Origin of the sequence: Paenibacillus sp. GCM10027626, from assembly GCF_042676285.1 — a bacterium.
Lineage (GTDB): Bacteria > Bacillota > Bacilli > Paenibacillales > Paenibacillaceae > Paenibacillus_Z.
Genome location: NZ_JBHTHC010000018.1, coordinates 20,209 through 34,399, shown reverse-complemented (window position 1 = coordinate 34,399; position 14,191 = coordinate 20,209). Strand labels below are relative to the sequence as shown.

Here is a 14,191-nt window from a genome sequence, read left to right as displayed (position 1 = left end):
CTCCTCTTATTTTAGCAGCGCCGCATAATCGGCAACCGGCGGCTCGCCATAGCGCTCGAAATAACCGCGGTCCAGAAAAACACCGAAAGTCGTGATCGAGCGGAAGCCCTTTTCCCGGTAAAACGCAATATCGCCGGCCGCCGCTGTGGCGTCGAACGCCAGCATTTCCGCCGGCTTCCGCCACCCAGAGAACAACGAGGCATCGAGCCAATAGTCCAATACCTGCGCATCCTGAGAGCCGAATACACCCAAATTCCGCTCCAAAGCCTGCTTGAACCGTTCATCGTCGTGCATGGCCATCCCGTGCTCGCGTTGTTCAGGGGTACGGTGGATAATCGGGCCGGCCATCTCGAGGAAGATGCCTTCAGCCGGCTTGACCTTCTCCGGCGGCGTATCCAGCGTAAACGCATAGGCCAGATACGCAAGCTTGGCATCGGCATGCACTGAGCGAATCGCCTCCAAGATCGCGTTCATGACTAGCAGCGTCTGGTCGCTCGCCGAATATTGGCGGCAGCGGTCGCACAGACACCACGGCTTGTTGTCATCCTGCCACAAATAATACCGGTTCGTCGTTGACGGCAGCATCCGGACCAGCTTTGCGCTGTTCAGGCGGACAACCTCCATCGCCTCCTCGTTGGACGGACACATGTTGTCTGCAGGCGTGCGTTCACCGTTTTCGTCCATTCGGAACCATGCCGGATACCGCCGGAACCACTCCCTCGGCAGGAGCCAGCTCATGGCATGCAGTTCATATTCGACGTCTATGCCCCGCTGGCGCAGTGATTCCAGCACCCGGCCTCCCTCTGCAGAGCGTGCATGGGCGATTAAGGCATCGATCTTCTCGTCAAAGCGGTTGTCCGGGATCCAATTGTGAATCCCGAGTACGTTAATGCCGGAGCGCTCCAGCAAATCCGGCCATCCTTCATGCAAATCGTCCAAATCCAGTATAATGCCTCTTCTTTCGATCATCTGCAACCTCCCGGCGTACATATGCTGACTGACAGCAAAATTCGAAACGGCCGTTTCATACTCTCATTATAGGTGGTCCATACAAGTGAACGCATTCCATCTTTTCACTTCCGTATCTCATTTTTTTGGTATAATGAAAGCGTATTCGCATCCGAATTCAAGGAGGACGTCATGGCCGATAATCCGATTTATCTTACCGACTACCCGAACATGGACACGGCTTTCCCGTACAGCATCAAGATCGAGACCGTTACGAACGTTATTCCGCACCGGCACGACTTCCTCGAATTCATTCTCGTCCTGGAAGGGAGCGGCGAGCAGATCATCAACGGTATAAGACACCGTATGGAGCCCGGCACGCTGATCTTCCTGCTGCCGTACCAATTTCACGCCATCCAGTGCGAGCCTGGAACCCGAATGCTTCTGTATATTTGCAACTTCGACCTTGAGCTGCTGTTTCATTCTAGGGAAGGCGAATGGGGGCTAGCTTCCATTGTGCTGGACGACTCGGAGGGTCTGCCGCCGTTCGTGCAGTTGAACGAACCGGAAATGACGCTGGTTGCCGGGCTTTTCGACAGTATGATGGAGGAGTATGCCGGCAGTGAGCGGATGCGCAATATTTTCATCAAAGCGAAGCTGCTGGAGGCACTTGTCCTGTTCGACCGCTGCCGATTCAAACGTCATGCAGAGCACGGGAGCGCCTCGGCCGCAAACAAGCATAACGCTCGGCCGGAGAACGTCTGGCAAGTGATTCAATATTTGCATCTGCACTATCGGGAAGATATTACGCTAGAACACCTCGCCCAGAAGTTTCACTACAATATCTCTCATCTGAGCGAGACGTTCAAACAGCGTTTCGGTCAAAATTTCATTCATTTCCTTCATGGCCTGCGAATCCGCCATGCTTGCGGGCTGCTGACCTCGACTGACCTGTCCGTCTCCCATATCGCCTATGAAGTCGGCTTCGGCTCGTTCCAGACGTTCTCCCGCGCCTTTCAGAAAATGAAAGGGGTATCGCCAACGGCATACCGGAAATTAATGCAGAGGGGGATGCCATCTGAAGGCTCGGCCGGATCGGAAATATAGTACGAGCGGGCCAACAGCCTCAAACCGCTTGCAAACCTGACCTCTCGCTGCCTGTGCCGTTTAACGGCTGATGTCGGTCAAATCGGCAACGATCGCTGTTTTAAGGGCGTTGTACTGGCTCTGCTCAACGATCAAAATGATCTTGTTCGCCTGTTCAGAGCCAACGTCGAACTCAATAAAGCCCCCGGCTGCCGAAGCTTGCATCTCATCGTTTTCGATCCATGCGCCATCCTCTACCTGACCGGACACAACCCGCATATTCGTCCACGATGCATCGTTCTTCAGCTTGAAATGGCCGGGCTGTTGCGGCAGGATCGTGACCTGCTTCGAGTCCGTCAGCTTTGCAGCATCCTTGGCGAACACGAACGCATAAGGAGCATTGTCGGCAATCGTGACGTTGTTGTCCTTGACGACTCCCCGGTTGAAGATTCCTTTCAAGTGGCCGCTGCCGTCCACCCACACCATATCGGAATAACCGCCGCCCAGCTCGTGCCGGAAACGCCCGTTTACCGTACCGATATAGTCGGCTGACGGGCTTACGTTCGTCACCGTATATATCCGCCCAGCGCCGTTTTTCAGCGGCAGTTCAAACATCTTCACCCGTGAACGGTCCGGCTCCAATACGGTCGTCGTGCCGATGCCCGCCAGATCCAACACTTTCCGGTACAGTGCAACGTCATGTTCAAGCGTGGACGGGTCGCTGTTGAAAATGCCGGAATTGTAAAAAATTTCGACAGGCACTGTTGAATAAACCACTTTTCCCGCCCCAACATCGTTCTGAACGATAACCGGATTGTCGTTCTCGTCTCTATACAGCACTGTAACGTTGGCACCGAACGCCACCTCCAGATTCGGCTTGACGATATACGGCGTCATTGTGCTACGTCCTTTGTCAGGCGCAGCGGGATCGTAGGCATAGTACTTTGGCGCATAAGGCGCTTTGTGCCAGTTCAGGCCCGTGTAATATACTGTTGGCGCCGCGCTAGTCGCGCCCGCAAGCTCAATCAGCCGTTGTCCTTTTGTGCGCTCATAGTTCTCATCGTACGAAATATCACCCGACAAATACAGGACACCGCCTGCCTGTACCCAGGCTTTGAGCTTGTTATAGACGATGTCGCCCGGATTGTACGGCACAGGATAAAAAATTACCTTGATAGCCGGGTCGATCGGTTCGTTCGGGTCATTCTCCAGTACGTTCTCGTTCAGCGTGCGTATTTGTGTAACATGCGCGGATTGCAAAATATCGAAAGCGTTGACGGATGCCCAGTGTGCCGCAATGCCGAATGTCCCTCCGCTCATTCTCGACCGGTCAGGCTGAATGACGGCCACCTGCGCCGGCTCATAGACCGGTTCGACCTGGCGCGTAAACAGATTCATATTGCGGAACCAGTACAGCAGATCGCGGCCGACGCGATCGCCGGTGAACCGCATACCCCAGGGAAATACGAATCTGGACTCGTCCGCCCAGCTCCACGTTTGCATATGGTTGGCACCCATCGCAAAACCCATACTCATGTAGCCGAAGAAGTTGTTGCGGGCTTCCTCGTAGGATGTCGACGCGATCGTTTCGTACTCGACGTTGGAAAACAGCGGATGCGTGCGTTTGCCGAATTCGCCTACGCCGAACGATTTGCCGATCGCCCTGAGGTCGGCATACTGCAATTGCTCCGGGAATGTGTAATGCAGTTCAAAATTGCCGACATTCGAGTAGGTCAGATTTCCAATCGCCGTGGAGATATCGAAGCCGTAAGCAGGCCAGCGATAAAACTCGCACACAATCGGATGGTTGTCATGTGTCGGATCGCCTGCCCGGATCGCTTCGATCAGCCTCTCTGTCCACCTTGTCACAAGCGCGGTTTTGAACGTATTGTAATCGTAGGCCTTGCGGTCTCCCCATAGCCCGTAGCCATTTGCGTCTTGCGGATCGATTCCGGCATCCGGATAATTTCCTTCCAGCGGGACCTGGCTGAACGACGCATAATTCGTCTTCCAAGCGATATTCAGCTTCGCAACGCTTACGTAGCGGGTTTGCAGGAAGCTACGCCAGATCGGCAGCAACTTTTCCGTCAACGTCGATCTCATGTCCCCATTCAAGTAATAAATCAGGCCGGGTACATCCTTGTAGCGAGCGGCCATCTCCTCGATGAAACCGGCCGTCTGCTCCAATTCTGCATCGGCAGCACCGACATCGTTGCCGATGGCCAGCCCCATTTTGTAAATTTGCTTGTATTTTTGGGATAGATAGACGATATGATCCACCCTGCGTAAATAGGCTTCCTTGGTGTCCGGATCGTCGAAGATGTCGGACCAAGGCGAGAAGGCCGGGTATTGCTGCAGCAGTTCGTAAATAGACATCCCTGCATCGAGATGCTGCTTCATATCTATTTTCCATTGCAGTGCCGTCTGATCCATCGCGAGTGGCAAATTCGCCCCATCGTCCGAGCCGGCGGCGAAGATCGTCTTCACAGTGTTATCCGGCCGCTTGATCTGAAGATAATTGTCCGTATAGCTGATATGCGGGCCAGCATCGACAACCGCCTGATCCCAGATCGAGAAACAGTTCGTAAATTGGTCGATGTCGTTGCCGGCTGCATCCTTCAAAATGGTTCTTACTGTATAAAAATCATCAGTAAACGCCGGCGTGTTCCAGGTCGCGGTTACGGCTGCATGCTTCTTGGCATTGACGCTGTAAGGCACATCCTGCGAGTAGACAAGTTGTCCGGTGTCTTCCGTTATAACTTCGAACCGAACCATCCCGGAGACGGGCCCCTTGCCGCCGTTTCCGATGTAAGCAGTCATTTGCGGCGATTCCCCTTGCTTATAATTGTCCCATCGGTTCGCAACCGTTTCGATGTAGACATCGCGGACCAAAGCTTCAGTCAGCTTACGGAAGCCTGCGCGCAGCGCAGTATTGGCGGGATCGAGCAAATTCCGGTTCGTAACGCCGAAGAAAGCAATGCTGGCACCGGGGTAATCGTGCCACTCGTTGATATTCTCGAGAGCGTACCGCTCGTCCGGTTCGGGGAACAGGCGCATAATCGCGCCGATCGTGCCGCGTGTCTCCCCGTTCTTGTCCTTGGCCGTAATGAGCGGCTGCCAGCGGCCCCGGTTATTGCCCGTGACGGTTACAGCCGAGTAACCTTCGACCGGGGCGGTGAGACTCAGGTTCCCGGCGAAAATTTTCTGGTCCATGGCCGGTTCGATTACAGCGACGTTGCGAAGTGCATGTTCCATATCGAAGATCGGGATGGACGAGGAATCGTATAATGCCTGATCTCCGACATAACTCGGCCGGTCGGAGCCCAGAAATACAGGTTGGCTCGTCTCGACCGGTGCTTCACCGGACAGCCCGAAGACCGGGGATCCGCCAAATGTTACCCGCCGCCAATTCCGCTCCGGCTCGGTCTCTTCGAAATCGTCGGCATAGATCACTTCCGTCCCGGAAGCATTAGTCAGCTTCACTTTATCAAAGTAAGCGATCCCCGATGTGCCTGACAAGCCCAGATTGAGGTCCACCCGCGCCGTTCCGGCCGGCACCTGGAACATATACTCTTGCTTGAACCAGTCTGTTGTCTTCTTCGCTTGCCGCAAATCTTTCCAGCCGAGCCGGGCACCTGATGCGTCGTAAAAGTACAAAGCCGCGAATGCATAACCGCCGACATCGACCTGGTGCGTCTTCATCCAAAGACTCAGCTTGTAATCCGTATTCGGGGCCAGCCTGTAAGGATCGAAAGAAACACTCCATTGCGCAGAGCTTTTAGTCGCTGCGGACAGAGATAGCGAATGGTTCGACCCCTCCAGCTGCGCGGGTACGTCCGCGGCGGTCAGCTCCAGGACAGCGCTGCCCGCGTATTTGACCGGCTGCCAATGGGCAGGAATGCCTTCTTCGAAATCGTCATAGAGCAGTACGACATCGCCGCTTGCATCCGTCAGCAGCACCCGGTCAAAGCGGACCGTCCCTTTGGCCTGGAACAGGCCGAGGTTGATCTGAATCGAGGCGGCACCGGCCGGAACTGAAAAATCATTCTCGTACCGGGCCCAACCGTTTTTCCCGGTCGATTTTTTGAAATCGTTCCAGCTCAGCATGTTCCCGTTGCCGTCATAGATGTAGACCGAGCTATGGGCATAGCCGCCACTCCCGGAAACATCATCGGTCTTCATCCACACAGACAGTTTCAGTTGAGTGCGTTGTGCGAACTTGGCCGGATCGACAGTCGTGCGCCAATGGGCCTCAGCGGGTGCTGCTGCCGATACGGACAAAGCATGATTTGCATTGTTCTCGTTCAAGCGCGAGAATGCATAGCCGCCAAGCGTAATCAGTTTGCCGCCAGCCGCCATGTACGCTTTGAAATTGGGGATCGACTCCAGCGGAAACTTCGGTCCGTAGGGCAGGACCAGCAAATCGCATAAATCGGCATTAAAGCTGGCATTCGAGGATAACTGCGCTCCGTCGACGAGCGTGACCGTATGACCGTCATCCTCATAAAACGCCTTTAATCCGCCGATATCGACCGGTGCCTGCGCATCCTCACTGAGTAATGCGTCGTCGTTAAGAATAAAGATACGATAACCCGCATTCGCCCCTTGTGCCTTACCCGGACTTCCCGAAATCGCCAACACCGCCGCGAAAACCAGCATAACAAGAGGCATCGTCCAACGTTTCATGAAACTCCTCCCGACTTTGATATTGAAACGGCCGTTTCACCTCTTATTATAAAGATAATTGTAAGCGCATTCTTTCCATCTTTTCAGATCAATATCTCATTTTTTCGGCTGGGAGAAAATCGCGGAGGGCGATTTTGCATTCCCTGATGGTTCCGTGGGAGCTGCATGGTGTCTAAATGCAAAATCCCTTTAGTCGTCTTTGTCCCTAATAAAGATCGAAGCGTATAAGGGATATCCATTACATACCTCCAACTTTATGGCATTATCCCGAGTACTCCCCATCTCACAAAAAAGGACTCTCCACATAAGAGAGCCCTGCAATAACCTTCCTTTTGAGTTTCAAAAAAGAAATCGCGGTACAGCCCCTACTCCACCGACCCATACCGAATAGCGTAAACATGTCCCGGCTCATCCATCTGCAGCTCGTAAATACCGTCTTCGATGCAGGCAATATCCCCTTTATTCGCTTCAGGAAGCACATCGCTCTGAAATCTCAAGCGCCCTGCGCCATACGGAACGGATACCTTAATCTCCTGCCGATCCATATAAACGGTTACCTCGCCATGAGGAGTCGGCACGCAGCCTTCCATCCAATCCAATCCTCCGAGACGGGGAACGATCAGCGTCTCTTCATAACCTGGCTTGGCCGGCGTCACACCCAAAAAGTACTTGCCGAGCAAATAAAGCGGGCTTGCTCCCCAGGCATGACAGAGGCTCTTGCCATATTTGCGGCCGTACATCGCATACTGCTCCGGCACGGATTGCTTCGGATCGTACTCTTCCCAGAAGGAGGTCGCTCCCAGCTTGAGCATCCCGCCCCAATAGGCCAACATTTCCTCCCTTACAGCCGATTGTTCGCCAGCTTCACACAGCGCGGCCAGCTCGTAGAAACGCATGTAAGGCGTAGTAATAGCCGGAACATCGGGATTCATCAGCACATTTCCCTTGACCGCTGATCGCTCGTTTGTGTCCAGGAAGTCATACAGCAAAGCGAACATATTGGCATGCCTGGTTACAACTCCGTCAGGCTCGCCATTTCTCCGAGAATGAATGAACAGTTGGCGCTCTTCATCCCAGAATGCCTTCTTCAGCTCCCGCTTCAGCCGCTCGGCCATCGCCCCGTACCGGGCGGCGTCTTCGGCATGTCCGAGCTGCGCTGCGAAGCCGGCAACCGTCTCCAGACTCATGCAGAAAAGTATTTGAATAAAGGACAGCTCGCCGTCCTTGCTCATATCCGCCCAATCGACGAATACCCAATCCTCCGGCTTGCCCTCAAGCATCCCGTTGCCATTCACTCTGGACAGGCAAAATTCAAGCAGGCCAATGATGTTCTCGTACTGTTGCGCGATGAACGCCAAATCTCCCGTGTAGAGATAATAATCTTTCAGCCCGACAAACCAATACAGCGAGTAGTCCAAAATCGTATTCAAATGATGCTCGATCGGGTCTTTGCCTCTCAGTGCAACCATCGTCCTTTGGGTGACAGGGAGCTCGAAAAACAGATAATAATTCATCAGGTAGCTTTGGTAAGCATCTCCCGACCACACCCAGCGGTCTCGCTTGATTCCGTCCAGAAACAGTTCTCTCGTATTCAAATGGAACGTATAGGCCGATACGTCCCAGATCCGGTTCAGCTCTTCATCGGATGAACTGAACTGTCCGCGGTACTGTACGGGCAAATATTCATGCAGCAGGGCGATATTCGCCACAGACATGCCCTGCGAAAACGTCACGCGGACATATCTCATCGCCCGTGACCGTTCAACCGTCAGGACCGAAGCTTCATCGGTCCCGACCGTTAGCTCGTCGAACGTCTCGCAGCAGGCCGAATCGCTCGCCTCTTCCAGCGACTCCCCATAGTCGAGCCGAATCCTCCCTTGACCGCTAACGCCGCGCAGTTGCACAAATCCGAAGGTTTGTTTGCCGAAGTCGGCGAGGATCGTCTCCTCTGTCCGCTCTACATTTACTGGCTCTATTTCCACCGTAGGAAGACGATAATCGGCTGGGGCAATGCCCGGGTCCGTGAAGCCGCCGCAGCCGACTGGCTTATAGCCGTGCATCGTATGGCTGACTTCCCAGGATCCATCTGTCGCAAACGTACTGCCTTGTATGTACAAAGCAGGCAATCCCGTGATATGGCTGACCTCCGCAAGGAGCGTATGCTCGCCCGCTTCAATCCAAAGCTCTTCCGTTCGCTCCATCATTACGCCATCGACTGTCAGTCTCAGCGATCCGTATGTGCAAATCCGCACTTTCTCCCGCTTCGGCAGATCGATTGTTTTCCTGAACCTGACGGAGACATACGGACTATCTACCTTCCATATCGGCGGAGTGACAACGGACCGCTCATCCCGCCTGAATTCCACCTCTCTGCGCAGCCACACCTCGAAATCTCCGGGATACCAGATCCATTCCGCCTGTTGGACACTCATCACACAAACATTCCCTTCCTAGAAAAGTAGCAGGACTTATCCCTACAGAAGCCCATTTTCCGCATTCTGTGCATAGCACAGCCCTTGCGTGTTAAGTTGCACTGTCTGTACCTTGCCTCGCCTTCTTAGCTTTATTATAGAGGACAGCCCGCGCTGGGCTAAAGGAGACAATCATGCTAAAAGGGGGGATTTATTGACGGATGATTGTAAATGGACAGGCGGACAAAACATTCAGCATAACGGGAAATGGGGGAGAGCGCCGCGCGGAGCTCAAACTGCCAACCATCCAGGAACTTACCGACCCCCGAAAACTTGGCTCCCTGCAATGATTTCTGCAGCCGGCAACTGTGTAGCATCATAAACAGATGTCCCTGTCTTTTGCAAAAACTGCTGAACAATATGATCGCCTACCGCATAACCAGCGGCAGCTGAAAGCCCGACAGGCTGATAGCCTTTTTCCTTAGCGATTTCATCACCGAACATGTAACTGCTAACCTCGGCAAATCCTTTTACATCCAAAGCTTGGAGCATAACCTCTATTGAATAGAGCAAGTCTTCTTCATCGAATGAGGACACCCAAGGCCCCATCATATGCTCGCCATATACCGCACTTGCAAAAGAGTCGGCCAGTCCTTCGATAAACATCTTTACAAATCTATAAAAGTAGATATAATAATGGACATGGACCCTTTATTGATTTATAAAGCTTTGTCTAACGAGACGCGCTGTCAAATTATGCAATGGCTAAAGAATCCTGAGGCGTTTTTTGATGAAAAGCCCTATTTGCAGCAGGGGCTAAATTTTCGCATTGGTGTATGCGTGGGCGATATTCAGGCCAAATCGGGACTTGCCCAGTCTGTCATTTCAAGCTATTTAGCCACCATGCAAAAAGCTGGTTTATTGGAATCGGAGCGCATCGGGAAATGGACGTACTATCGCCGAAACGAAAAGACCATCCAGCAATTTTCCGAGTACGTCCAAACTAAACTATAACCGAAAGGAGGCTTTTTTTCGCTTATCATATCTATAATTCTATATATGAATATTAATGGAGGCATACATTTCAAATGAAAAAGGTTCACTCTTCACTTATCATTTTTCTGGCTTTAGGTGTATTTGGCATTATTACAACGGAAATGGGGATTATCGGCGTTCTTCCCCAAGTGACGCAAAAATTTCAGATATCGCCCTCTCAGGCCGGGTATCTTGTCAGTATCTTTGCTTTAATCGTTGCCATTTCAGGTCCATTCCTGACCTTACTCGCGTCCGGCATTAATCGTAAGTTCATCTTATTGACCGCTGTGCTTATGTTTGCCATTTCGAATATTGTCTATGCCTATACAACCAAGTTCGAAATCATGCTGGCTTTCCGGATTGTCCCTGCTATTTTTCATCCTGTCTTTTTTTCAATTGCACTAGTGACCGCGGCCAGCCTTGTTCCTCCGGAAAAAAGCAGCAATGCCGTCACCAAAGTTTTTGCCGGAATAACCGTCGGGTTTGCGTTTGGCGTGCCGCTGACTTCTTATCTCGCAGAAAAAATTTCGCTGGAGGCTGCTTTCCTGTTCGGAGCTGTTGTAAGCATGGTCGCTTTTATAGGGATACTGGTCTGGCTCCCATCCATGCCGGTTAAGGAAAAAATGTCTTTTGGCAAGCAGCTTGGCATATTGCACAAACCTGGACTATGGCTAACGATCTTGACCGTTATTTTCATCTTTTCAGCTATGTTTTCGGTGTACAGCTACTTTGCCGAATATCTTGGACAAGTCACCCATATGAACGGATCATGGATTAGCATGATGCTGATGGCCTTTGGCGTCATCATGATTGTTGGGAACTTTTTGTTTGGGGGCTTTCTGCACAAAAGCATGACAAAGACCGTCATCCTGTTTCCTCTAGTATATGCGGTCATTTATTTATTCACTTATTATCTCGGTTCATATTTCTTGCCGATGGTCGTCATCGTATTTATTTGGGGGGCCGTGCATTCCGGAGGGCTTATTGTCAGCCAAGCCTTGTTGATGACTGAGGCGAAAGAAGCGCCTGAATTCGGCAACAGCTTGTTTGTCTCCTTCTCCAATGTTGGCATTACGGTCGGAACTGCGATCGGAGGCTGGTTTATTTCTCAGTTGGGCACGCATCAGCTCATCTGGTGCGGCATTATGTTTGCATTGCTTGCTTTGGTGCTGATCATCGTAAAAATGGCAATTTCCAAAGCAAAACCGTCCGCCCATTCATGAAGCGAGGGCTGCAGCGGACTGCTTCCTGTCTGATTCATTTCGACTATGTAATGCGCCGCGGCAACAGATGCGGCTGCCCGTCGTACAAAAAAAGGTCTTGGCACATAGCTCCAAGACCTCTTAAATTTGAAATTCTACTTGCGAACAGCTTCAAAAGTGAATGTCTGATTCCCGTTTGTCGGTTCCTTACCGTAAACATAATCGGTAGAGCATACAATATCCGAGAACCCGATGTTCTCCAGCACAAGCTTGAATTCCTCAATACCGTACCAGCGCAGCGCAAAACGCTGCAACTCGGATTGAATGAGCTTTCCTTTGCGCCATTTCTCATACTTTAGGTAGGAAACCGTATAAGAATGGAGCATATTAAATTCTACTAGTTTGTCTTCTAGTGTTATAACATCCCCTGAAGGGAGAGTGTAGGTTGACGTAGAAATCTTTCCTGCCTTTAGGCTATCGGGTAAAATCAGGTCAATAATTACCCGTCCCCCAGGAACCAGGTGATCGTAAAAACATTGCAGCGCGTTAATCGAGTCTTTACGATTTTCAATCAAACAGAAAGAGCCGGTTGGAATAATAATGGCCTCGTACTTATGAGGCAGCGAGAAATTTTGTAATTCTCCTTCATACAAATCCGGCTTTAAGTCCCGCTCTTCGCATCGTTTATGGCACGAAGCCAACATTTCCGGGGAATAATCAATCCCATCCACAAGCAATCCTGCCTCAAGCAGCGGGATAAGCATGCGACCGGAGCCTACGGCCGCTTCCAGAATTCGACCTCGGCAAGATTTGAGTCTATCGAGATAATATTCGATATCGCCATCGATCGAGTAGCCGACTGGTTTGGTAAAATCATATAATTCCGTACACAGATCACTGTAATAACTAAACATTCATTTCTCCTCCGTTTTATAAGACACGGAAGATTCGTAATATGGGATAAACCGATATTATGCCTTCCGTACCTCTGATGTAGTGGTTAGTTGGAAAGAGCTGACTGTCATTTAAATCGCCTACTTTCATTATAATTAGTCCAGATACTACCACAGGTAAAAACAATATGCAACTTTAAATACCCAATTTCCGATATTGGCCAATCTGTTCCTCCGTCACCCATTCACGTAGCGATTCGAATAACAGCACACATCTTTTGAAACATCTATCATTACCGATCTGGTGGGCCAAGGCCAGTGACTGCAGAACCGTGCATGGAAAATCCAATCCCCCTTTTAAGCCCACTTTCAACTGATTGTATAGTTATTCGAAGGAATGGTCAATATAAATTGTACATTTAAGTACTAATATTGTTGATTTTGATTTTGTTTTGATTATCTGTTTTGAGTCCCTAACCTCTTCTAACCTTGAATAGAGGTGATTTCAATGAATTTACCAGAACTTGTTGGGAGCAGGATACGCGAGCTTAGAAAAGCAAAAGGCTGGACGCAAGAACAACTGGCTGAAGCCGCGGCACTTCATTACAGTTATATTGGTGGGGTGGAGCGAGGAGATCGCAATATTTCTTTAGAAACACTGGAGAAAATAATTGCAGCTTTTCAAGTTCCGGCTATTGAACTTTTTCGCTTTGAAGAGGCTTCGGAACGCCGTAAAACTATAGATGAACATATGACATTGATTAGCAGCAGGAGTACGGAAGAAATAGCGGCTATTACTAAGGTTAGTAGGGAGGTTATTGCGGCTATTGAGGTTGGATTGGAGAGGAAATAAAAGATGGAAACCAGGAATAGTGTAAGCAAAGGAACGCCGAGATAGCATGTAGCCACTTACGGCTATATGCTATTGTGTAGATTCCAAAATAGACTTTCGGAACAAAAAGTTCCAATGTCACTTTCCTCGTGCAGAGCCTCTTCGATGGTAGTAAATGCTTGGAACATTCAGATTCCCCCTCACAACGGACACCCTTGCTCTTGGTTAACGGTAGATGCTCGCCTCCCCCCGTTTGGGGCTTTCACCTTAGAGATGGTCGCGGATGCGGCGCACGTAGAAAAACAGTTCCGGATCGGATCGGATCGGGACGGGTTTCTTATTCTTTTTTAATGCGATCCACTAATGCATTTAAAGCTTTTACCTTACTTCGGTCAAGCATATAGCCTTGTTGGGCCTTAATATCTATGAAGGCTGCCCCATGACTACTGAATTTAAGCTTAGTTTCAGAACCATCTTTCATGCTGAATGTGAATAAACCATAGAAATCAGCGGTTGTAGCACCTGAATAGGGACTCGCATTGTTCAAAATTTCGGATAACTCTTTTATATCTGCTTCCTGATCGATGATCCCTTCAATTTCCTCGGTGAGGTCAGTGATTGTCACCCTTACGATGTCTTCTGCATTTATTTGGAAAGGCTTACCTTCTAGTTCCTCCGATGGATCGGGTGGTTTTGGTAAATCAGATGAACTTCTAGAGGCTTCACTACAGGCCAGCAACAGTACAGATAACGTCAGTAAAGTGGCGATCACTCCTAATATTTTTTGGCTCCGCATACATCATCAGCACCCCTCATTGTATTTATTTTATCTAACGGATTCCGGGGTTGAAATGTTACTTCTGTATCTCGATCCGGGTATTGGTTCATCGATTCGTCGGAAGGATTTCACCTCGCTCCTTCCGAAAAGGTTGGCACAAGTGAAACAGTCCCACCCGTACGGCACACAAGCTTTGATGGTACGGAGACTTTTAGGCCATATACATGACTCCGGCAGTACATCCCGCCTTCCGTTCAGCGCCAATCCATTGAACTGAATTTCACCGTCAATAGCAGCCGGACCTAACGCGCGCCGCGCAT

At 50.6% G+C, this 14,191-nt stretch carries 10 protein-coding genes; 4 read left to right on the top strand and 6 right to left on the bottom strand.

The features are described 5' to 3' along the window. Nucleotides 1-6: 6 nt before the first annotated feature. On the bottom strand, nucleotides 7-969 hold the full coding sequence (locus tag ACFQ0N_RS27565) for a DUF4838 domain-containing protein (RefSeq protein ID WP_379332456.1): 963 nt from the start codon (nucleotides 967-969) through the stop codon (nucleotides 7-9). Between the two features lie 171 nt (nucleotides 970-1,140). Here ACFQ0N_RS27565 and ACFQ0N_RS27560 point away from each other — a divergent pair, with 171 nt between their 5' ends. Continuing rightward, nucleotides 1,141-2,055 (top strand): AraC family transcriptional regulator, encoded by a 915-nt coding sequence (locus ACFQ0N_RS27560; RefSeq protein WP_379332454.1) that lies wholly within the window; start codon nucleotides 1,141-1,143, stop codon nucleotides 2,053-2,055. A 60-nt stretch (nucleotides 2,056-2,115) separates the two neighbouring features. Here the strand turns inward: ACFQ0N_RS27560 and ACFQ0N_RS27555 are convergent, their stop codons facing one another. From ACFQ0N_RS27555 to ACFQ0N_RS27545, 3 genes are all read right to left on the bottom strand, one after another. Next, entirely contained in the window at nucleotides 2,116-6,720 is a 4,605-nt protein-coding gene (locus tag ACFQ0N_RS27555) for a beta-galactosidase (protein WP_379332452.1), read from the bottom strand. Between the two features lie 365 nt (nucleotides 6,721-7,085). Beyond that, nucleotides 7,086-9,152: an alpha-L-rhamnosidase-related protein gene (locus tag ACFQ0N_RS27550; RefSeq protein ID WP_379332450.1), complete on the bottom strand. Its 2,067-nt coding sequence runs from the start codon at nucleotides 9,150-9,152 to the stop codon at nucleotides 7,086-7,088. 294 nt (nucleotides 9,153-9,446) lie between these two features. Further along, on the bottom strand, nucleotides 9,447-9,797 hold the full coding sequence (locus tag ACFQ0N_RS27545; RefSeq protein ID WP_379332448.1) for a DUF2268 domain-containing putative Zn-dependent protease: 351 nt from the start codon (nucleotides 9,795-9,797) through the stop codon (nucleotides 9,447-9,449). 36 nt (nucleotides 9,798-9,833) lie between these two features. On the opposite strand from ACFQ0N_RS27545, the gene ACFQ0N_RS27540 reads away from it, so the two are divergent. Both ACFQ0N_RS27540 and ACFQ0N_RS27535 read left to right on the top strand, forming a co-directional pair. Next, complete coding sequence (locus ACFQ0N_RS27540; protein WP_379332709.1) at nucleotides 9,834-10,145, top strand: ArsR/SmtB family transcription factor; 312 nt, start codon at nucleotides 9,834-9,836, stop codon at nucleotides 10,143-10,145. A 74-nt stretch (nucleotides 10,146-10,219) separates the two neighbouring features. Next, a complete protein-coding gene (locus ACFQ0N_RS27535) occupies nucleotides 10,220-11,389 on the top strand; it encodes an MFS transporter (RefSeq protein WP_379332446.1) in 1,170 nt (389 codons plus the stop codon). A gap of 134 nt (nucleotides 11,390-11,523) precedes the next feature. Here the strand turns inward: ACFQ0N_RS27535 and ACFQ0N_RS27530 are convergent, their stop codons facing one another. Further along, the gene (locus ACFQ0N_RS27530; RefSeq protein ID WP_379332444.1) at nucleotides 11,524-12,282 is read right to left on the bottom strand and encodes a class I SAM-dependent methyltransferase; all 759 of its coding nucleotides are present in this window, start codon (nucleotides 12,280-12,282) and stop codon (nucleotides 11,524-11,526) included. 487 nt (nucleotides 12,283-12,769) lie between these two features. On the opposite strand from ACFQ0N_RS27530, the gene ACFQ0N_RS27525 reads away from it, so the two are divergent. Then, complete coding sequence (locus ACFQ0N_RS27525) at nucleotides 12,770-13,114, top strand: helix-turn-helix domain-containing protein (protein WP_379332442.1); 345 nt, start codon at nucleotides 12,770-12,772, stop codon at nucleotides 13,112-13,114. A 316-nt stretch (nucleotides 13,115-13,430) separates the two neighbouring features. Here ACFQ0N_RS27525 and ACFQ0N_RS27520 read toward each other — a convergent pair whose 3' ends face one another. Beyond that, entirely contained in the window at nucleotides 13,431-13,889 is a 459-nt protein-coding gene (locus tag ACFQ0N_RS27520) for a hypothetical protein (protein WP_379332440.1), read from the bottom strand. Nucleotides 13,890-14,191 lie beyond the last annotated feature (302 nt).